This is a genomic window from Saccharothrix sp. BKS2, assembly GCF_047689505.1.
GTDB lineage: Bacteria > Actinomycetota > Actinomycetes > Mycobacteriales > Pseudonocardiaceae > Actinosynnema > Actinosynnema lopnurensis.
This window is the reverse complement of the sequence record NZ_JAUQOL010000004.1, coordinates 347190-366942: the sequence shown is the minus strand read 5'-3', so window position 1 is coordinate 366942 and position 19753 is coordinate 347190. Positions and strand designations below refer to the sequence as shown.

Here is a 19753-nt window from a genome sequence, read left to right as displayed (position 1 = left end):
CCGTGCTCGCACGGCACCCCGCTGGGCCGAACGGACCAATGACGTCTTGCAGCCCCGTCAGACCCTCGGCGGCGGCGGTTGGGTGGTGACCTCGGGCACCTCGACCAGGCTCCCGTCGGCCAGCAGGTCCGCCACCGACACCGCGAGGAAGTACCCCGTGCCGCCGCCGGCCTGACCGAACCACGGCACCGCGACGCCCACGAGCGCCGGCACCGGCTTCCGCACCCGGTACACGTGGTAGCGGCGGTTCAGCCAATCCGGTGGCAACGACCGGTTGCCGAACATGGTGCCCGCCGCGTAGACGAGGTTGCCGGACTCCGGGCCGAACCGGTCCAGCTCCGCGCCCACCGGCAGCACCACGGGCTCGCGGTCGCGGAACAGCGACAGCGGCGGCTCGTCGGGCAGCGGCTGGATGTCCGGCACCGGCCGCACCGCCCCCGGTCCCGCGGCGGCCTGCCCGGCGGCCCGCGCCTGGTCCTGGTCCGGGCGCCACAGCAGCTCCGCGAGCAGCACCTTCGCCGCGTCCACGGCGTGCTCGTACACGCGCGGCCTGCCGCTCGGGCCGCGGCTGCCGTCCCAGAACTGCACCTGCCAGCCGGACCGGCCGGGCGCGGGCTCGATCACCAGCGCGTCCGGCTTCGGCTCGACGATGCCGTACTCCTGCTCGCCCACCCCGAAGTGGTCGAGCCGCGCCTTGAGCTGCTCCAACGCCCGCCGGTCGGCCTCGGAGACCTCCCGCGGCCGGTACTCGGGCAGCTCGGCGCCCGGCCGCTGCCCGGTGGCCACCGCGGTCGCGGCGCGCTCGGCCTCCGGGGAGACCTCAGGCACGACGCCCTCGTTGTCGCGGACGTGCTGCACGAGCTGCGGCACCGGCGGCACGTGGTGGTGCCGCAGGTAGTAGGCCACCGCGCCGGGCCACACCCACGTGCCGTCGGTGTGGAAGGACAGCGGCACGGCGGGCGTGGCGTCCGGCCGGAACACGTCCGTGCCGTAGGACCGGGCGGCCAGCACGACCGGCGCGCCCTCCAGGTAGGCCAGCACGTCGTCCAGCTCCTGCGGGTGCACCGCCGGCCGGTCCTGGAACCGGCCCTCGGCGCCGTCGAACACCGGCGCGGCGAAGATCAGCCCCGGGTCGATCTGGGCGGCCCCCACCTGCTCCGGCGCGACCAGGCCCGCGCGTTCCCGCAACCACTCGGGCAGCGCGTCGTCGTCGCGCGGGTAGGTCTCCAGCTCCTCCAGGTGGTGCTCGCGGGAGGGCGGCCGGGTCCAGTCCGGCTCGTGGTCCCGGTCGAACTCCGCCGAGTAGGTGTCCGGGTGCACGAGGTGGAACCTCATCGAGAACCACGTGCCCCGCCCCGGCCGCGCCATGCCGTCGCGCAGCTGCACGAAGAACGGCAGCGCCTCCGCGGGCAGCTCCCACTCGAACGACGAGCCGTACAGGGTCAGCCCGGAGACCTCCGCCTCCAGGTGGCCGCCGACCATCCGGAAGTCCACCCACAGCTGCTCCCAGTCACCCGGGAGGCGCTGCACGAGCAGGGTGGTGACCGAGCCGAGGATCGCGTTCTGGTCCTCGACGTCCAGCTGGGGGGCGGTCATGCGTTCTGCTCCTCGGTGCTCGCCTCGACGAGCTTGGCGCGCAGCCAGTCGGGCGTGTAGGCGTCGTCGCGGGGGAAGACCCGCAGGTCCCGGGCGAAGTCGGCGGCCGGGACCGGCGGGTCGAACAGCGGGTCGTGGTCGAAGTTGTAGGTGATGTCGATCCGGGCCGGCGCGTTGACCACGCACCGGGCCGAGAACCACGTGCCCCGGCCCGGCTGGTGCAGCACCTGCCGCATCTCCTGGAACGCCGCGGCCAGGCCCTCCGGCGGGAACGCCTCGGGCGTGCTCCGGTCCGGCATGTACACCGTCATCGCCACGTCCTGCACGGCCACCGTCATCCGCACCAGCACGTCGATCCGCCGGAAACCACCCGGAGCAGCGTCCAGCAGCAGGCCGCCGATGTGCTGGAGCAGCTCGTCGTGGCGCTGCTCAGAAGTCGGCCGGCCAGAGGGCTGCGTTGTGCTCATTCGGGTAGCTCCTGACGTAGATCCCGGTCGTGCCGTCGTCGAGCGTCACGCGCCAGCGGGTCTGGTACGTGTGCGGGTGCCGCTGGAGCGGGTCCCGCAGTGCGAACGTGTCGATGATCTCGACCGTACCGCCGGCTTTCAGGAACGCCGCGCGGTCCCGCTCCATGCGGTGCCAGGTCTCCTCCGTGACGAACGCCGGGCGCTCGTTGCCCTGGTTCTGGTCGCGCTGCTGGCTCGACTGGTTGGCCGCCTCGCCGGGCCCGCCGGTCTCGTTGCCCTGGTGGTGGCCGCCGTCGGACAGCTTGCGGCCGTTCGAGTCCACCTCGCCGTGGGTGCCCACGTCGAGCTGCGCGGCGCTGTCGCGGCGGATCGCGCCGCCGGAGGACAGGTCCGGTCTGCCGGTCGTGGCGACCGTCTCGCCGTCGCCGTTGGTGCGGCCGCGCCACGAGTCGTCGTCGGCGACCAGCACCGCGTTGGGCAGCGGGTTGTTCAGGTCGGGGCTGAACGGCCGGAACGTGTGGACGTGCGAGGTCGCGCCGTCGTCGCCGGTCTGGAACGTGCCGTAGCCCTGGCCCCTGTGGTCGTCCAGCACGAACCGGGTGTTCGGCGGCAGGTCGGCGCGGGCCGAGAAGGGGGCCCGGTTGTCGTACGGGCGCGACACCGCGTCGTGCTGCTGCCGCGTCCAGCCGCTGGTGTCGCCGCCGACCACCGTCACCGAGTACTGCCACTCGCCGTTGACCTTGGTGCGCTCCACGGCGAGCCGGACCTCGCCGTTGGCCGGGGCGGGCCAGGTGGTGGTGGGCTGCTCGGCCTTGCCCAGGCCGTAGAAGCCGTCGGAGGTGATCTGCGCGTGCGCCGGGGCCTGGGTGATCTCGTTGTTCACCCGGCTGCGCTGGCCGGAGTGGGTGTCCTCGAACACGACGTGGCCGGACTCGTCGGTGAGGAACCGGCCGCGGTGCTGGCCGTGCTCGTCGGAGACGACGTACTCGGTGCTCGGGTCGTGCAGCTGGCCGGGCCGGCTGAACGGCTCGCCCTGCCTGAGGTCGGTGACCGGGGTCTGCCTGGTCGTGGTCGGCTCGGTGCGCTCGACGGCGGTCTGCGGGTGGCCGTCGGCGTTGGTGGTGAACTCCTGGTGCAGCGGGCCGCGGTCGACGTTGTAGTTCACGCCTCGGCCGGCGTCGGTGACCTCGGGGTTGCGGGTGTCGTCGGGCAGGTGGTCCGGTGCCTCGACCCACCGGGGCAGGCCCGTGGCGTCGGTCTGCACCGTGCCCCGGTAGACGCCGTCGGTGTCGTAGACCTCCAGGCGGGTGTCCGGCGGGAGGTCGGTGCGGGCGGTGAACGCCTCGCCCGGCTTCGGCGACAGCGGGTGGTTCGCGTCGACGACCTGGCGGCCGTTGGCGGGCTCGGGGATCGGCTCGATCGGCGTGGTGCGCTCGATCGGGACGACCCGGTCACCGATCCTGACGGTGTCCTGGGTGGTGGCCCGGGTGCCGTCCGGGTTGGCCACGAACACGTCGTGCCGGTGGCCGACCTCGACGCGGTAGTGGGCGTTCGGCGCGGGGTGCTTGACCTCGGGGTTGTCGCCGTGGCGGGTGTTGGGCGCGACGGCGTCCACGTAGACCCGGCCGTTCGCGTCCACGTGGATCGTGGTGCGCGGGGCGCCGTCCTCGCCCAGGACGGTGATCCTGGTGTTCGGGGGCAGGTCCTGGCCGCTGCGGAAGTACGACTCGTCGTCGCGCAGGCGGACCTCGCGCTCGTGGGCGGTCTGCGGCGCCTCCCACGGCTGCTGGACCTGCGGCTCGATGTCCTGGCGGCCGCGGTGGGCCTGGTCGTCGGTCGCCAGGTCGCCCCTGGGCTCGTGGCCCGGCGGCATGCCGTGCTCGCCGACCGGGGTGGAGGTGCCGTCGGGCTCGAACGCGTGCCAGCCGCCGTCCGGCGGGATCTTCGGGCCGCCGGTCTCGGTGGGCGAGCTGGCGTAGAGGTTGCCGTGCTGGTCGGACCAGGCGAGGGTGTCCGGCGCGATGACGCGCTGGCCGGTCTCGCGGGCGACGTGCGCGGCGAGGCTGTTCTCCCCGCCCGCGCCCGCGTCGCAGCCGACGAGCACGAGCGGCCGGCCCGCCAGGTCCGGGTGGTTGTTGATCAGCTCGACGAGTTCGGCGCGGGTGTAGTGCGTGTCGCCGACGCGGACGCCGTCGCCGTCGGTGTGGATGTCCAGCACCACGTGGTCGTCGCTGCGCGGGATGCGGTCGGACAGGTCGCGCAACCGGTCCTCGGTGTGCAGGGCGACGCCCGCCTCGGTGGCCTGGCTGTTGCGGATGGCCTGGTCGACGCGCTGGGAGACCTCACCCAGCGGGATCGGGCCCCGGTGGGCGACCGGGCCGAGGTCGGGGTTGGGCAGGACGCCCGGCGGGTCCGCGGGGGTGTGGCCGTCGAACGCGCCGTCCCGCGCGTCCGCGACCGTGGCGGTGTCGGGCCGCAGGACGGTCCCGTCAGCGCCGAACGTGCCGAAGTCGGGCGCGAGCACCCGCCCGTCCGCGGGCGGCACGTCCACCTCGTGCAGGAGGCCCAGGTCGATCAGGCGCTGGACGCTCATCTTGCCCGTGTTCGGGTCGACGAGGTCCGGGGTGGCGACCGGCTGGAGCTGGCGCGCGCCGCCGTCCTGGTCGAACGCCGGGGCGACGCGGGACAGCTCGACGGTGAGCGGGGCGTCCAGGACGTAGACGTGGTAGCCCTTGCCGAGGCTGTCCGGCATGATCGCGCGCTCGCCGAAGCCGTACGCCTGGCCGTCCGGGCGCAGCGGGGACAGGAAGTCGCCGCCGGGGTGGCCGAACCGGTCGAGCACGGTGCCCGCGGGGAGCTCGACGACCACGCGCGGGCCGTCCGCGCCCTGGTTGGCGGGCCAGGCGATGCTGCCGTCCGGGTTGGAGTGCGCCTGGACGAAGTCGGTGTGGTTCCCGTGGGGGCCGTAGGGCTGGTAGTCGGGTTCGACCAGGGCGGCGGCGCGCTGGTCGTAGGTGCCGACGGACTGGTCGTGGGGGCCCGTGCTGTCGTGGACCGAGTGGTAGGGGCCGTCGTGGGAGAAGCCGGGGACGACGCCTGCCGGTTGGCCCCAGTTGTTCTTGTTGGGGAACGGGTCGGTGGTGCCCGTGCCCGGGTCGGTGGTCGTGCCTGGGTCGGTGGTCGTGCTCGGGTCGGCGGGCCACTCGTGGCTGGATGCCGGGGAGTGCTCGTCGCCGGGGGTGCCGGTGAGGTCGGCGGGCCCGTCGGGCGTGGTGCTGTCGGGGGTCGGGCCGTCGGTCGGCGTGGACCCGTCCGGGGTCGGCGTGGGAGCCGGGGTGTCCCCACCCCGGGGTGCGGGACCGTCGGCACGCGGCGGAGCCGCCGGCGCGTCGGTGCCGCGGGAGGCGGGCGCGGGGCCCTCCGTGCGCGGTGACGTGGTCGGTGCGTCGAACCGGGACGGGGCAGCAGGACCACCGGGTTGCGGACCGAAGCCGGGCTGAGGCCCGAAGCCACCGGGTTGCGGACCGAAACCACCCGGTTGGGGCGTGATCGGAGGCTGAGCGGTCGGCGGCTGGCCCGGTCCTCGCTGCTCGGGCAGGGACGCGGGTGCCACGTCCCGGAACGGCTGGACCGGTGCGCCGGTCAGCGAACTCGCGCTGACCGCGTCGGTCCCACCGACGTCGTGGCTCGCGCCGGAGGTGGGATCGTCGAAGTACCCGGAGGACGGCGCGACAGGACCACGCCCGCCGCCACCGCCGCCTGCGGGAGCACCACCGGGCGGCGGCATGAGCCCACCGGCGCCACCGGCCATCGGCGCGCCGGAGCCGGGCGCGGCACCAGGCGCGGGAGCGGGTCCGCCGGTCGCGGGAGCCACGCCCCCGGCCGGGGGCGCTGCCGGAGCGACACCGGCGGTGGGAGTGGCACCGGGTACGGCGCCGGACACGGGGCCGGCAGTCGGCGCCGGACCGGCGGAGGGGACTCCGCCGGCAGGCATTCCGGCACCGGGCACCCCGCCGGGCGTCGGTCCACCGGGCGTCGGACCACCCGGTGCAGCCCCACCAGGCACGGATCCGCCGGGCACAGCGCTTCCGGGCAGAGGGTTGCCCGCGCCTGGCGTCGAACCACCCGGAGTCGAGCCACCGGGCGTAGAACCGCTGGGAGTCGAGCCATTGGCGGTCGGACCACCCGGCGTTGAACCACCCGGCGTAGAACCGCCCGGAGTCGAACCATTCGCCGTCGATCCGCCAGGCATAGAGCTACCAGGCGTCGAGCCGCCGGGAGCAGAGCTGCCGGGGTTCGAGCCGCCAGGCGTCGAGCTACCGGGCATGGAGCCGCCAGGCGTAGAGCCACCGGGAGTCGAGCCACCGGGCACCGCGCCCCCGGGCGTACCCCCACCAGGCGTCGTCCCCACAGGGGAAGGCCCGGCGGGAGCAGGCCCACCCAGCGCGGTCCCACCAGCAGCGGGACCACCGATCACCGGCCCACCAGGGCGCGCCCCGGGCGTACCACCCTGACCAGGCGTGAAAGCCGACCCACCGGGCACCGACCCACCGGCCGGCACCCCACCGGGCGTCCGACCGGCACCACCACCGGGAGCGGGCGCGACACCACCCGGCACCGCACCACCGGCGGGCGCCCCACCACCGAGCCGACTGCCGATGGAGGGAGTTCCACCCCCACCGGGCGAGGTCGGCGGCGAAGCCCCACCGGACCGCCCACCGGGCGCCCCGGTGAACGCCGAGGGCGAGGCCGGAGCACCGCCACCGGGCGAGGAGTCCCCGATCGGGGGCGGCGCGCTGACCACCGGTCCGGGCGCGGGCGGCGCCGCCACCGAGGACGACGACGTCGTCCCGCCGGGCAACCGGTCCAGCCCGTCCCTGCTCACCGAGGGCCCACCGGGCGTCGCGGCCGGCGACCCGGGCGTAGGACCACCCACGGAGGGCGGCGGAGGCACCGGACCCAGGTTCGGCGGCCCGCCGTCCGGCCCACCGGGGTTCACCCGCGGCGGCTCGACCGACAGCCCGTCCTTCGCCCCGCCGATCCCACCGGACACCGCACCGGCGGACGCGCCCATCAGCACGTCCCGCGCCGAGATGTCCTGCCCCAGCACGGCGGCCGTGCCGACCGTGGACACCATGCCCTCGACCGCGCCGCGACCGGCGCCGGCCGCGATCTGCCCGGGCAGCCCGCCGCCCTGGAGCTTCACGCCACCGGACAACCCGCCGACCAGGCCGGACACCACGCCCGAGACGGCCGCCTCGGTCGTCTTGCCCCAGTCCCACGACGTCCGGTCGCCGCGCGCCACCTGCACGAGCTGGATCGCCGCGTCGATGCCGACGGAGATCGCGACCTCGCGCAGGATCGCCAGGACCAGCTGCCGGAAGGTGAACTGCACGATCAGCCGGGTGGCCTGCTGCGCGATGGGGATGCCGGCGGTGGTCGCGCCGAACGTGCCGAACGCCGCGGCGATCAGCGCGGCGATCTCGATCGCCAGCGCGATCAGCGACGCGATGATCGACAACTTGGTGTACTCCACCTCCAGCGCGGTGTTGTCGCAGCTCTCCGCCAGCTGGTCGCAGATCTTGGCCAGCTTCGGCAGGTAGGAGTCGTCGCCGTCGGCGAACTTCCTCCAGTACTCCTCGAACCGCTGGACCGCCTCGCCGGTCTGGCTGGCGAAGACGGTCGACGCGGCGCCGTTGCCCTCGTCGAGCACGCCCTTCACGCCCTGCGCGGCGGTTCGGTAGGCATCGGCCATGCGCCTCAGCGCATCCTCGTCGCCCTCCGGCCAGCTCTGCCCGACCACGATCGGGAAGAGCCAGGTGACCTCGCTCGGTATCTCGATGCCCACCGCAGTCCCCCTCAGTAGACCCGGGTGATCCCGGACGCGTTGCCCCGGTCGGAACCCTCGTAAGCGTCGGCGGACTGCCCCACGCCGGTGCCGATGTCGCCCAGGGCCTGCGCGAGCGCCCCGAACGCCTCCAGCGTCGCCTGCGAGTTGGGCACGTACTTCTGCGCGAACGCCTGCCCGGACTCGTCACCGCCCCAGCACTGCCCCTCGGCCCGCAGCGCCGAGTCCAGCGCCCTGAGCACGTCGTTCAGCGCATCACCCGCCCCACCGAACTGGGCGGCCCCGCGCCGCAGCCCGGGGACGTCGACGTCGTACCCGCTCACCAGCCACTCCTGTCCATGACGCTGTTGCCGTCGTCCTCGTCGGGGGCAGGCGCGGAGCGGCGTGGCGGCTCCGGGGTCTGCGGCACGACGGGCGGCTTGGGGATGAGGTCCGAGAGCGACGGCACGCCGGGCAGCATCTCGGACAGGTCGATGCTGGGGCCCGCCTGCGCGGGGGCCAGCACCTCGTTCAGCTCGGTCCGCGCCTTGGCGACGGCCTGCCGCACGGTCTCGGTCGCGAGCCGGGACAGCCGGGCGGGGGTGGTGCGGTCGAACGCGGAGGGCGAGAACTCCAGCTCGGTCAGCGCGCCCGCCGAGTCGACCGTGGCGCGCACCGAGCCGTCCTGGGACACCGCGGTCGCGGTGATGGCCATGGCCCGCTCCTGCGTCTCGCGCAGCTCGGAGGTCTTCTTGCGCAACTCGCCCAGGAGGGAGTCCACCTGCTCGCGCATGGCGGCGTTGCGCGCCTCCAGCTCAGCTCGTCGCCCGGTCGGATCGGTCACAGCTGTCCCCTCGTGTGCGCGTGCAGAGGTGCAGACGCTAACGGAGCCCTGCGGGTTCCACGGATATTCCGTCCGTGTTGTCGGTGCGAGGGGGCAGAGTGTGTCACCGTGTTGCGTCCGTACCGAGAACTCGCCGGGGTCCCGCACCTGCCGTGGCTGCTGCTGTGGTCGCTGGTGGGTCGGCTCCACCTCACCGCGACGCCGCTGGCGGTGTCCTTCCTGATAGCCGGGTGGACCGGTTCGTACACGCTGGCGGGGGTGGTCGGCGGCGCGATGACGCTCGGCGTCGGCGTCGCGGGGCCGCTGCGCGGACGTACGGCAGACCGAAGCCCGGCGGGCCGCCTGCTGCTCGTCACGGCCTCCGGCTACGGCGTGGGCATCGCGCTGCTCGGGCTGCTGCCCGCGGTGCTGCCCGGCTCGGCGTGGCCCGCGGCCGCGGCGGTGGCGTTCCTGACCGGCCTGTTCAACCCGCCGGTGACGGCGATGACCCGGGCGGCCTTCCCGCGCCTGGCCACCGGCAGCGCGCGGCAGGCGGTGTTCACCGTCGAGGCGTCCATGCAGGAGGTCATGTACATCGTGGGGCCGTCGGTGGCCGCGGTCGTGGTGGCGGTGTGGAACCCGCGGGCGGCGCTGTGGCTGTGCGGCGCGTTCGCGGTGCTCGGCGCGCTCGGGTTCGGCGCGGCGGTGCGCCGGGCGGGCCTGGACGAGCCGGTGGCGCGGCAGGCGGGGCGGAGCGGTCGGACGCTGCTCGCGAACACCCCGCTGGTGCTGGCGCTGGCCAGCGCGTTGTGCATGGTCGCGTCGCTGGTGGCGATCGACCTGGTGATCATCGCCTGGGCCCGGGACCAGGGCTCGCCGGGCCTGGCCGGGGTGCTCGCCGCGGTGTGGGGCGTCGGGTCGGTGGCCGGTGGGCTGATCGCGGGCGGGCTGAGCGGGCGGGTCCGGTACGCGCGGCGGGTGCTGCTGCTGGCGCTGGGCGTGGCGCCCCTGGTGCTCGTGCTGCCGCCGGTGCTGGAGCCGTCGTCGGTGTGGGTGATCGGCCTGGTCCTGGGTATCGGCGGGATGGCGATCGCGCCGGCCATCGCGGCGGGCAACGAGCGGATCAGCGACCTCGCGCCGGACGAGCGCAAGACCGAGGCGTTCGGTTGGATGACCACGTTCACCACCGCGGGCTCGGCGCTGGCGCTGCCGGTGGCGGGGACGCTGCTCGACCACTCCGGACCGGCCGCGGCGGCGGGCGCGAGCGCCGCCGCGGCGCTGCTGGCCGCGGTGCTGGCGAGCCGGGTGCGGGAACGGGGGGCTGTTCCGGTTGGGTGAGCGGGTTCGGCTGGTGGGCGCGCTGCTCGCGTTCGTCGGCGGGGCGTTCCTGGCCGTGCAGGGCCGGTTGAACGGCGAGCTGGGGCACGTGTTCGGGGACGGTTTCCTGGCCGCGCTGGTGTCGTTCGGCGGCGGGTTGGCGCTGTTGCTGCTGACCGTGCCGACGACGGCCGCCGGGCGCGCCGGGCTGGCCCGGCTGCGGGACGCGCTGCGCGGCGGGCGCATCCGCTGGTGGCAGTGCGTCGGCGGGGCGGCCGGGGCGTTCTTCGTGTCCACGCAGGGGTTGGCGGTCGCGGCGCTGGGCGTGGCCGTGTTCACCGTGGCCGCGGTCGCCGCCCAGGCGGTGAGCAGCCTCCTGGTTGACCGGGCGGGGCTGGGCCCGGCCGGGCGGGTGCCGCTGACGGTGCCGCGCGTGCTGGGCGCCGGGTTGGCCGTGGTGGCGGTCGCGGTGGCGGTGGCGGACGAGTTCGGCGACCCGGCGGCGCTGTGGCTGGCCCTGCTGCCCGCGGTGGCCGGGATCGGCCTGGGCTGGCAGAGCGCGGTGAACGGGCTGGTCCGCGAGGCGGCGGGCAGCACGCGGGTGACCACGATGGTCAACTTCGGCACCGGCACCGCGGTGCTGCTGGTGGTGTGCGCGGTGGACGTCGCGGTGCGCGGCCTGCCCGACGCCGCGCCCAGCGAGCCCTGGTTCTACGCGGGCGGCGCGCTGGGCATCTTCACCATCGCCTCGGCCGTGCTGGCGGTGCGGTGGCTGGGGGTGCTGCTGGTCGGGCTGTGCCAGGTGGCGGGTCAGCTCGTCGGCGCGCTGGTGGTGGACGTGGTCGCCCCGGCCGCGGGCGAGCGGCTGTCGACCTGGACCGTGGTCGGCACGGTGTTGACGCTGCTGGCGGTGGTGGTCGCCGCGCTGCCCGGCCGGCGGTGATGAGAGGATGAGGCACGTGACTGCGACGATCCTCAACGGCAGGGCCACCAGGGACGCGATCTTCGAGGACCTGCGCGCGCGGGTCGCCGCGCTGGGCGAGCGCGGCGTGTCGGTCGGGCTGGCCACCGTGCTGGTCGGCGACGACCCCGGCTCGCACTCGTACGTGCGCGGCAAGCACAAGGCGTGCGAGCGGGTCGGCATCACCTCGATCCGCCGCGACCTGCCCGCGGACACGACGCAGGAACAGCTCGAACAGGTCATCGACGAGCTCAACGCCGACCCGGCGTGCACCGCGTACATCGTGCAGCTGCCGCTGCCGAAGCACCTGGACGCGAACGCGGTCCTGGGGCGCATCGACCCGCGCAAGGACGGCGACGGCCTGCACCCGGTCAACCTGGGCAAGCTCGTGCTCGGCGACGAGGCGCCGCTGCCGGCCACGCCGCGCGGCGTGGTGGAGCTGCTGCGCCGCTACGACGTGCCGCTGGCGGGCGCGAACGTGACCGTGGTCGGTCGCGGCGTGACGGTCGGCCGGCCGATCGGACTGCTGCTGACCCGCCGGTCCGAGAACGCCACCGTGACGCTGTGCCACACCGGCACGAAGGACCTGGCCGCCGAGGTGCGGCGGGCGGACGTCGTGGTCGCGGGCGCGGGCAGTCCGGGCCTGATCACCGCGGAAATGGTCAAGCCGGGCGCGGCCGTGGTGGACGTCGGCATCACCCGCACCGACGCCGGCCTGGTGGGCGATGTTCACCCGGACGTGGCGGAGGTGGCCGGGTTCCTCGCGCCGATCCCGGGTGGCGCGGGCCCCATGACCATCGCGATGCTGCTGACCAACACGGTCGAGGCGGCCGAGCGCGACCTCGCGACGGCCGGGGACTAGGGCGGAAGCGGGGCGGGAGCGGTGGAGCTGTTGCCGGAGCAGCGCTGGCGGTCGGCGGCGGGTAGGCACCTGCCGTTCGCCCTGGTGCTGGGTGTGGCCGGGTTGGGGTTCCTGCGCATCGTGCAGTACCACTGGCGGCAGGGCGCGGTGCTGATCGGCGTCGCGCTGCTGGTCGCCGCGCTGCTGCGGGTGCTGGTGACCGACGAGCAGGCCGGTCTGATCGCCATCCGGGGGCGCAGCGTGGACGCGCTGCTGTACTCCGGGCTGGGCTTCGCGGTCATCGCGGTGGCGATGACGATCATCGGCGGACCACTGGACCGCTGACCGCACCCCTCCCCCGGCTCACCGACGACCGACGTCCCGCCAGGTCCCGCACCCACACCCGGCACCCGTACCCGCGCCCGGCACCGGTGCACAGCACCCGCGCTCGGCGCCTACACCCGGTAACCACACCCGGGACCAGCACCCTGAACCCGTGCTCGGTGCCCACGCCCAGCACCCGCGCCCAGCACCAGCGTCCTGCGCCCGCGCCCGGCACCAGCGCCAGCGCCGTCACTCGCCGGTGCGATCGACCAGCGCGGTGATCAACTCCGCCAACTGCTCCTCCGGGAGCACCTCCGGCAGGGTCAGGTGCTCCACCATCAGGCCGGTCATCGCCAGGTACAGCGACACCACCGTGGTCCGGTCCCCGGGCAGACCCGCGTCCAGGTGGAACTGGACGTCCCGCTCCAGGTTCGCGCTGATCGTCCTGGTCAGCGCGGCCTGGAGCTCCGGGCGCCTGGTCGCCTCCAACCTCAGCTCCAGCAGCGCCAGGTAACCGGTCCGGTCGACCTGGAGCCGCCCCAGCAACTCCTGGAGCAGGCGGACCACCAGGCTCTTGTCCGGCGGTGCCGCCATGGTCTCGGCCAGCTTGACCGCGTTCGGGGTCAGCCGGACGTGGATGTGCTCGCCGACCTGCCGCAGCAGGTCGTCGCGGTTGGCGAAGTAGTTCGACGCGGTGCCGTTGGGGACGCCCGCCTCGACGTCCACCGCCCGGAACGTCAGTCCCCTCGCGCCCTCGCGCGCCAACACCTCGATGGCCGCGTTGACCAGCGCCGTTCGCCTGGTCGGGTTACTCGACATGATCCTCCCTTGACAACCACTGCACCCAAAGTACTACATTCGGAGCACTACGACCAGAGTGGTTCCGCCACCTGGCCGAAGAAGACCGAAGGAGAAGGACACCATGCGAAACCTGACCTACTTCGTCGCCACCTCGCTCGACGGCTTCATCGCCGACCCGACCGGCGGCTTCGACGACTTCCTGTTCGAGGGCGACCACATGACCGCGCTCTTCGAGGAGTACCCCGACACGCTGCCCGCCCAAGGCCGGGAGGCACTGGGCATCGACGCGCCCAACAAGAACTTCGACACGGTCCTGATGGGCCGCGCCACCTACCAGGTGCCAGGGGGTCTACCGAGCCCATACCCCCACCTGAGGCAGTACGTGGCGTCGAGCAGACTCGTCTCGACCCCGCCCGACGTAGAGGTGGTGGCGGATCCCCTGGCGAAGGTCCGCGAGCTGAAGTCGGAGTCGGGCCTGGGCATCTGGCTGTGCGGCGGCGGCAGGCTGGCCGCCACCCTGCTGCCGGAGATCGACGAACTGGTGCTGAAAACCCACCCGATCGTGCTGGGCAAGGGCATCCCGCTGTTCGCCGGAGAGTTCCCCACCGCCCGCTTCACCAGGGCATCGACGAGGACCTTCGACACAGGCGTCGTGTTCACCACGTACACCAGGGAGGAGGCCGCCTGACCCGGTCACTCACCCCGGCCCGACGAGCGCCTCACGGGCTTCCCGGGCCCCCGTGACCGCACGCACCCGCCACGCCGCCCTCCAACCAGCCCAAACGACAACCGCTCCGGCCCACGCCCCGGCAGCCTCCCAGCCAACGCCAGGCTCCGGCCCAGCCCAACTCCCAGCCGCCACCAACCTTCAGCCCTCGACCCTGTCCGCCGGTCACAAACCATCAGCGGCCAACCACCAGCCATCCGCTACCGACCACCATCGTCGGCCGCCAGCCGCCAGTCCCTATCCACCAACCACGACCACCAACCACCGATCACCGGCGACCGGCCACCACGCCCCCTGGCCCACGGCCCCTGGCCCCAATCACCGAAAGTCACGAGAACGGGAGGGAATGCGCAAATCCAGTTGCTGCAAGCGTTCGGCGCGAATGCTGATAACACCTTCCGCCGACTCCACCACACCCCGGACGAGCAGCGCGGGGCTTGTCCGGGCGACGCGGCGGTAGCGGGCCCACAGGCCCGGCGTGCACACGACGTTGACCATGCCGGTCTCGTCCTCGATGTTGAGGAACGTGACACCGCCCGCGGTGCCCGGACGCTGGCGGTGCGTCACGGCGCCGCCGATCAGCACCCTGGTGCCGTTCGGCACCTCGGCCAGGTCGGCGGTGGTCAGGGCGCCGAGCCCGGTCAGGTGGTCGCGCACGAACTCGGTCGGGAAGCTGTCCGGGGACAGGCCCATCGCCCAGACGTCGGCGATGGCCAGTTCCACCTCGTCCATGCCGGGCAGGGGCGGGGCCTCGGTGCCGACCTCGGTGCCGGGCAGTCGGCCGGGGCGGATCTTCGCCACGGCTCCCGCCGCCCACAGGGCCGCTCGCCGGTCCAGGCCGAAGCACCCGAACGCGCCCGCGGTGGCCAGGGCCTCGACCTGGGCGGTGGCCAGGTGGACGCGGGCGCCGAAGTCCGCCATGTCCTGGAACGGGACCGCGCCCCGTTCCGCGACAACGGCTTCGGCGGCCCTGCGGCCGACGGTCCGGATACCGGCGAGGCCGAGGCGCACCACCTGCTCGCCGTCCACCGGTTCGAGGGTGGCGTGCGGGAGGCTCGCGTTGACGTCGGGGCCGAGCACCCGCACGCCGTGGCGGCGGGCGTCGGCGACCAGTGATTGAGGGGAGTAGAAGCCCATGGGCTGAGCACGGAGCAGGGCCGCGCAGAAGGCGGCCGGGTGGTGGAGCTTGAACCAGGAGCTGACGAACACGAGGTGCGCGAAGCTGAGCGCGTGGCTCTCCGGGAAGCCGAAGTTGGCGAACGCCAACAGCTTCGCGTAGATCCTCTCGGCCGACTCCGCGCCGACGCCGTTGGCCCCGGCACCCCGGTAGAAGCGCTCGCGGAGGCGTTCCATGCGGTACGTGGAGCGCTTGGCGCCCATGGCGCGCCGCAGTTCGTCGGCCTCGGCTGGGCTGAAGTCGGCCACGTCGACGGCGATCTGCATCAGCTGTTCCTGGAACAGCGGCACGCCGAGGGTCTTCTTGAGCGCGCCCTCCAGCAGCGGGTGGTCGTAGTCCCACTGCTCCTGCCCGTTGCGGCGGCGGATGTAGGGGTGCACCGACCCGCCCTGGATGGGGCCGGGGCGGATCAGGGCGACCTCCACCACCAGGTCGTAGAACTCCCTGGGCTTCAGGCGGGGCAGGGTGGCCATCTGGGCGCGGCTCTCCACCTGGAACACGCCGACGGAGTCGGCGCGCCGCAGCATCTCGTAGACGCGTTCGTCCCGCAGGTCCAGGGCGGCGATGTCCACCTCCACGCCCTCGTGCTCGCGCACCAGGTCGATGGCGTGGTGCAGGGCTGACAGCATCCCGAGGCCGAGCAGGTCGAACTTCACCAACCCGATGGAGGCGCAATCGTCCTTGTCCCACTGCAACACCGTGCGGTCGGCCTTCCTGCCCCGCTCGACCGGGCACACCTCGCTGACCGGCCGGTCGCAGATGACCATGCCGCCGGAGTGGATGCCCAGGTGGCGCGGGAAGCCCTCCAGCTGCGCGGCCAGCTCCAGCACCGGGGGCGGGATGCCGCCTTCCTCCACTGTGGACCGGAGCGGGCCCCGCCGGTCGATCTTCCTGCTCCACGCGTCCTGTCGGCCGGCCGAGTGGCCGAGTGCCCGCGCCACGTCGCGGATCGCCGACCGACCCCGGTAGGTGATGACGTTCGCGACCTGGGCGGCGTGCCGGCGGCCGTACCTGCGGTAGACGTACTGGATGGCCTCCTCGCGGCGGTCCGACTCGATGTCGAGGTCGATGTCGGGCGGTCCGTCGCGGGCGGGGGCCAGGAAGCGCTCGAAGAGGAGGTCGAAGCGGACGGCGTCGACGTTGGTGATGCCCAGCGCGTAGCAGACGGCGGAGTTCGCGGCCGAGCCCCGGCCCTGGCAGAGGATGCCGTTGCGGCGGCAGAAGTCGACGATGTCGTGCACGACGAGGAAGTAACCGGGGAAGCCCAGCTCCTCGATGATCCTCAGCTCGTGCTCGACCTGCCGGTACGCGCGGGGGTTCTCGCCGATCGACCGGTAGCGGCGGGCGGCGCCCGCGTAGGTCAGCTCGCGCAGGTAGCTGTTCTCGTCGTGACCGGCCGGCACGTCGAACGGCGGCAGACGCGGGGCGATGAGCCGCAGGTCGAACTGGCACTGGAGGCCGAGCACGGCCGCGCGGTGCACCGCGCCGGGGAACCGGGCGAACCGGCGGGCCATCTCCTCCCCCGACCGCAGGCACGCGGTGCGGCCGGGAGGCAGGCGGCCGGCCAGCTCGTCCAGGCTGCGCCGCGCCCGCACGGCCGCCACCGTCGCGGCCAACCGGCCGCGCGCGGGCACGGCGTAGTGGACGGCGTTGGTGGCCACGGTCGGCAGCCCGAGATCATGGGCCATCGCCCACAGCAGGTCGTTGCGCGGGCCGTCCTCGGGGTAGCCGTGGTCGGTCAGCTCGACGAACACCCGGTCCGCGCCGTACCGGTCGACCAGGTCGCGCAGCCGCGCGAACGCCGCCTCCGGCCCTTCCCGCGCCAACGCCCGGCGCACCACGCCCTTGCGGCAGCCGGTGAGCACGACGCAGTGGTCGCGGGTGTCGGCGACGACCTGCTCCGGCGCGTAGACCGGCCGGCCCTTCTCGGCGCCGTCCGCGAGCTGGCCGGTGGTGATCGTGCGGCACAGCGCGTGGTAGCCGTCCTGGTCGGCGGCCAGGAGCAGCAGGTGCTCGCCCTCCGGGTCGGGCTGCCCGCTGCGCGGCGCGGACAGCCCGAGGCCCAGCTCGGTGCCGAACACCGTGCGCACGCCCAGCTCGGCCGCGGCCTCGGCGAAGCGCACCACCCCGTACACGCCGTCGTGGTCGGTCAGGGCCAGGCCGTCGAGGTCGAGCTGGTGCGCCACCTCCACCAGCTCCTCCGGGTGGCTCGCGCCGTCGAGGAAGCTGAAGTTGGAGTGGCAGTGCAGCTCGACGTAGGGCACGCGCGAACGGGTCGCGCCCAGCTCGTCGACCTTGACCGCGAAGTCGGGCGGCGCCTCGTAGCGCCCACGCCGCCGCGTCCACGCGGGGCTGTCACCGCCGTCCGGTGGTCGGGGTTCGCCGGACAACGCGCGTTCCAGCTCCGACCACCGGACCGGCGGGTTGTTCCACCCCATCAGACCAGGTCGTCCGGTGCCCGCCGGGGCAGGGGGACCAGCGGGAACACCGGCCCGGCCGACGGCCGCCCGGACCTGGGCGACGGGACCGGGCGCAGCGGCACGCGCGGCGGCGTCCAGCCGAAGTTCGCCGGGTACGCCGGTCCGCCGCGCTGCTCGGGCACGTCGAAACCCGCCAGCCAGTCCGCCAGCCCCGGGTCCACCCGGCCATCCGGCTCGGGAAAGTCAGCGCTCATCAGTCGTACACCCCTTCCACCGCCCACTTCCCGCCCGTGCGGATCAGCAGGAAAGCCAGTTCTTCACCGTCCGGCGCGGCGCCGAGCACCTGGAGCCGGGCCGCGCGCAACGCGGTCGCCTCGTCCCACCAGCGCTCGTCCACCGGCCACGGCCCCGACCACGCCACCACCTGCCGCGCCCGCCCGGCGTGCACGATCCGGTGGGGCTGGACCACCAGCTCGGCGTAGCCGGTGACCACGACGTCCGCGCCCGAGGAGTCCAGCAGCGCCACCGGCTCGGGCTCGGCGAACACCGTCGCCGGCGACGGCGCGGGCAGCCGCCCCGGCCACGGCTGGTCCGGGTCGGACGCGGGCGTGCGCTCGTCACCCCAGGGGACCAACCGCACCCGCTCACCCGGCCCGCGCCCACCGCCGAGCACCGGCGTGAGCACGGCACCGGGCCCGAGCAGGCCCTGGACGTGCACCATCGCGCGCGCCGCCCGCTCCGCCGCCTCACCCTGGTCACGTCCCGCGCCCGGCCACAGGCCGGGTTGCAGGGCGGTGGCGTCGACGACCTCCTCCGGGTCCAGCTGGAGCAGCCGGACACCGGAGGCGAACCGGTTGCGGGTCAGCCAGCCGTCGAGCTGCCAGCGGACCCGGTCCGCGATGCCGTGCGGGGTGAGCGGATCGGCGCAGCGCCACACCCGGCGCAGCTCCTCGCCGTCCTCGGTGGTCGCCCGGACACCGAGGCGCGTGCAGGCCAAACCACGGTCGGCCAACCGGGTGTGCAGGCTCTCGGCGAGCCCCCTGGCCGCGAAAGCCGCCGTATCGACCCGGTCGACGGGCGGATCGAGCTCACAGCCCACCGACAACTCGGGCGGCGGCCAACGCCGCGACGGAGGCCGCTCCACCAGCCCGGCGGCCAACCGGTGCGCCGGCACGGCCCGACGACCGAAGCGGTTGGCGACATCGCGTTCGGGCACGGAGGCGAACGCGCCGAGCGTGCGCAGCCCGAGCCGGCGCAGCAGGTCCACCAGTTCCGCCCGGTCCTCGCGGTGCTCGGCGGGCTGGTCCAGTTCCTGGACGCCGAGCGGGGCGAGGAACTCCCGGCTCCCACCGGGCGGGACGACCACCCCGCGGTGCGCCGCGAGGGTCGCCGCGAACAACCCGTCGGCGAACCCGACCTGCGCCTCGACCCCGGCACGCACCGCCACGTGGTCGACAACGCACTCAGCCGCCCGCTCCGCGGAGCCGTGGTGACCAACGGGCCCCCGCGCCCCGACGACCACCAGCCCCGGCCGCACCACCTCGATACCGGGCGCCAACTCCTCCACCGCCTCCGCGACGGGTTCGAAGAAGCGGGCGTCACGCGCCTCGTCGTGGTCGAAGACGACCAGCTCGGGACACCGCCCCTGCGCCGCGCGCGTGCGCCACCCCCGCCGCACCCCAGCGGCCCGCGCAACCGCGGAACAGGCGACAACCTCACCCGACCGCACAACAGCGGCGGGCACGTGCGGCAGCAGGGCGGCTTCGGCGGAAGCAGCCACCACCGGCCAATCAGGACACCAGACGGCGAGCGTGTACAGCGGTTCACCCCTGACGGTTGATCCGGAGGAATGGAGAGGAGGAACGGATGAAGGGAGGAGGAGAGGAAGGCGGGAGAGGAGGAGAGGGAGGGGTCAGGCGGCGGACAGGGCCAGAACCGACGGGAGTGGATCAGGAGAGGTTGCGGCGGCGGCGAGGGCGGAGCTGAAGACCGGGCGGCGGGTTGGTGTCAGGGCTAAACGGGGTCGGGTGGTCGTGCCGCCGGCTGCGCCGGGGTCGGTCACGCCGGAGCCAGGTACGCGGGAGCCAGGTGCGATCGAGCCGGGTGTCCGGAAGCCAGGTGTGTCAAGGCAAGGTGCGCCGGAGCCAGACATGTTGGAGCTGGGCGTGCCGGAGTCGGCCGGGCTGGAGCCAGGCGAGGCGGAATCGGCCGGGCTGGAGGCGGCCAAGACGGAGCTGACCGGAGCGGAAGGGGTTGAGGCGGAGCCGACCGGGGCGGGGAGCGTTGGGGTGAAGAGCGTTGGGGCGGAGGAGGTCGCGCCGGAGAGGAGTAGGCGGGTTTGTCTTGGTTTTGCGGCTGCGCCTCGGCCTGTTGTGCGCACGGTGGCGGTTCGGCTGGTCAGCACGCCGTGGCCTTGGGACAGGCCCGTCCACGGGTCCGGGGAGGCGCTCAGCTCCACGTCCGCACCCGGCC

At 74.1% G+C, this 19753-nt stretch carries 14 protein-coding genes; 5 read left to right on the top strand and 9 right to left on the bottom strand.

Annotation, left to right across the window (positions count from 1 at the left end; all coding sequences use genetic code 11):
• Positions 1-57: 57 nt before the first annotated feature.
• From Q5530_RS10315 to Q5530_RS10295, 5 genes are read right to left on the bottom strand one after another with little or no spacing between them, the layout of a single operon-like run.
• Positions 58-1596: a TNT domain-containing protein gene (locus Q5530_RS10315; protein ID WP_415361944.1), complete on the bottom strand. Its 1539-nt coding sequence runs from the start codon at positions 1594-1596 to the stop codon at positions 58-60.
• On the bottom strand, positions 1593-2063 hold the full coding sequence (locus Q5530_RS10310) for a hypothetical protein (protein WP_380634860.1): 471 nt from the start codon (positions 2061-2063) through the stop codon (positions 1593-1595). Before Q5530_RS10310 ends, Q5530_RS10315 begins: the two co-directional genes overlap by 4 nt.
• A complete protein-coding gene (locus Q5530_RS10305; RefSeq protein ID WP_415361943.1) occupies positions 2026-7911 on the bottom strand; it encodes a glycohydrolase toxin TNT-related protein in 5886 nt (1961 codons plus the stop codon). The genes Q5530_RS10310 and Q5530_RS10305 overlap by 38 nt, the downstream gene beginning before the upstream one ends.
• Positions 7912-7922: 11 nt before the next feature.
• Complete coding sequence (locus Q5530_RS10300; protein ID WP_415361942.1) at positions 7923-8234, bottom strand: WXG100 family type VII secretion target; 312 nt, start codon at positions 8232-8234, stop codon at positions 7923-7925.
• The gene (locus Q5530_RS10295) at positions 8231-8734 is read right to left on the bottom strand and encodes a YbaB/EbfC family nucleoid-associated protein (RefSeq protein WP_415361941.1); all 504 of its coding nucleotides are present in this window, start codon (positions 8732-8734) and stop codon (positions 8231-8233) included. Before Q5530_RS10295 ends, Q5530_RS10300 begins: the two co-directional genes overlap by 4 nt.
• Before the next feature lie 108 nt (positions 8735-8842).
• Between Q5530_RS10295 and Q5530_RS10290 the strand changes: the two genes are divergently transcribed.
• From Q5530_RS10290 to Q5530_RS10275, 4 genes are read left to right on the top strand one after another with little or no spacing between them, the layout of a single operon-like run.
• The gene (locus Q5530_RS10290; RefSeq protein WP_415361940.1) at positions 8843-10051 is read left to right on the top strand and encodes an MFS transporter; all 1209 of its coding nucleotides are present in this window, start codon (positions 8843-8845) and stop codon (positions 10049-10051) included.
• Complete coding sequence (locus Q5530_RS10285; protein WP_415361939.1) at positions 10044-10973, top strand: DMT family transporter; 930 nt, start codon at positions 10044-10046, stop codon at positions 10971-10973. The genes Q5530_RS10290 and Q5530_RS10285 overlap by 8 nt, the downstream gene beginning before the upstream one ends.
• Positions 10974-10989: 16 nt before the next feature.
• Positions 10990-11853, top strand: coding sequence for a bifunctional methylenetetrahydrofolate dehydrogenase/methenyltetrahydrofolate cyclohydrolase (locus Q5530_RS10280; protein WP_415361938.1), 864 nt, complete (start codon positions 10990-10992; stop codon positions 11851-11853).
• Between the two features lie 30 nt (positions 11854-11883).
• Entirely contained in the window at positions 11884-12177 is a 294-nt protein-coding gene (locus tag Q5530_RS10275; protein WP_380634983.1) for a DUF3017 domain-containing protein, read from the top strand.
• Between the two features lie 228 nt (positions 12178-12405).
• Here Q5530_RS10275 and Q5530_RS10270 read toward each other — a convergent pair whose 3' ends face one another.
• Positions 12406-12975 (bottom strand): TetR/AcrR family transcriptional regulator, encoded by a 570-nt coding sequence (locus Q5530_RS10270; protein ID WP_415361937.1) that lies wholly within the window; start codon positions 12973-12975, stop codon positions 12406-12408.
• Between the two features lie 103 nt (positions 12976-13078).
• Here Q5530_RS10270 and Q5530_RS10265 point away from each other — a divergent pair, with 103 nt between their 5' ends.
• A complete protein-coding gene (locus tag Q5530_RS10265) occupies positions 13079-13645 on the top strand; it encodes a dihydrofolate reductase family protein (protein ID WP_380634876.1) in 567 nt (188 codons plus the stop codon).
• 357 nt (positions 13646-14002) lie between these two features.
• Here the strand turns inward: Q5530_RS10265 and Q5530_RS10260 are convergent, their stop codons facing one another.
• Genes Q5530_RS10260 through Q5530_RS10250 form a run of 3 tightly spaced genes read right to left on the bottom strand, consistent with a single transcriptional unit; the run spans position 14003 to position 19064 of the window.
• A complete protein-coding gene (locus Q5530_RS10260) occupies positions 14003-17299 on the bottom strand; it encodes an error-prone DNA polymerase (protein WP_415361936.1) in 3297 nt (1098 codons plus the stop codon).
• On the bottom strand, positions 17299-17535 hold the full coding sequence (locus Q5530_RS10255; protein WP_415361935.1) for a hypothetical protein: 237 nt from the start codon (positions 17533-17535) through the stop codon (positions 17299-17301). Before Q5530_RS10255 ends, Q5530_RS10260 begins: the two co-directional genes overlap by 1 nt.
• On the bottom strand, positions 17535-19064 hold the full coding sequence (locus Q5530_RS10250; RefSeq protein WP_415361934.1) for a DNA polymerase Y family protein: 1530 nt from the start codon (positions 19062-19064) through the stop codon (positions 17535-17537). The genes Q5530_RS10255 and Q5530_RS10250 overlap by 1 nt, the downstream gene beginning before the upstream one ends.
• Positions 19065-19753 lie beyond the last annotated feature (689 nt).

Excerpts from the sequence above, each read along its gene's own strand:
- Q5530_RS10310 (WP_380634860.1), bottom strand. The coding sequence starts at position 2,063 with ATGAGCACAACGCAGCCCTCTGGCCGGCCGACTTCTGAGCAGCGCCAC.
- Q5530_RS10315 (WP_415361944.1), bottom strand. The coding sequence starts at position 1,596 with ATGACCGCCCCCCAGCTGGACGTCGAGGACCAGAACGCGATCCTCGGC.
- Q5530_RS10270 (WP_415361937.1), bottom strand. The coding sequence starts at position 12,975 with ATGTCGAGTAACCCGACCAGGCGAACGGCGCTGGTCAACGCGGCCATC.
- Q5530_RS10260 (WP_415361936.1), bottom strand. The coding sequence starts at position 17,299 with ATGGGGTGGAACAACCCGCCGGTCCGGTGGTCGGAGCTGGAACGCGCG.
- Q5530_RS10255 (WP_415361935.1), bottom strand. The coding sequence starts at position 17,535 with ATGAGCGCTGACTTTCCCGAGCCGGATGGCCGGGTGGACCCGGGGCTG.
- Q5530_RS10265 (WP_380634876.1), top strand. The coding sequence starts at position 13,079 with ATGCGAAACCTGACCTACTTCGTCGCCACCTCGCTCGACGGCTTCATC.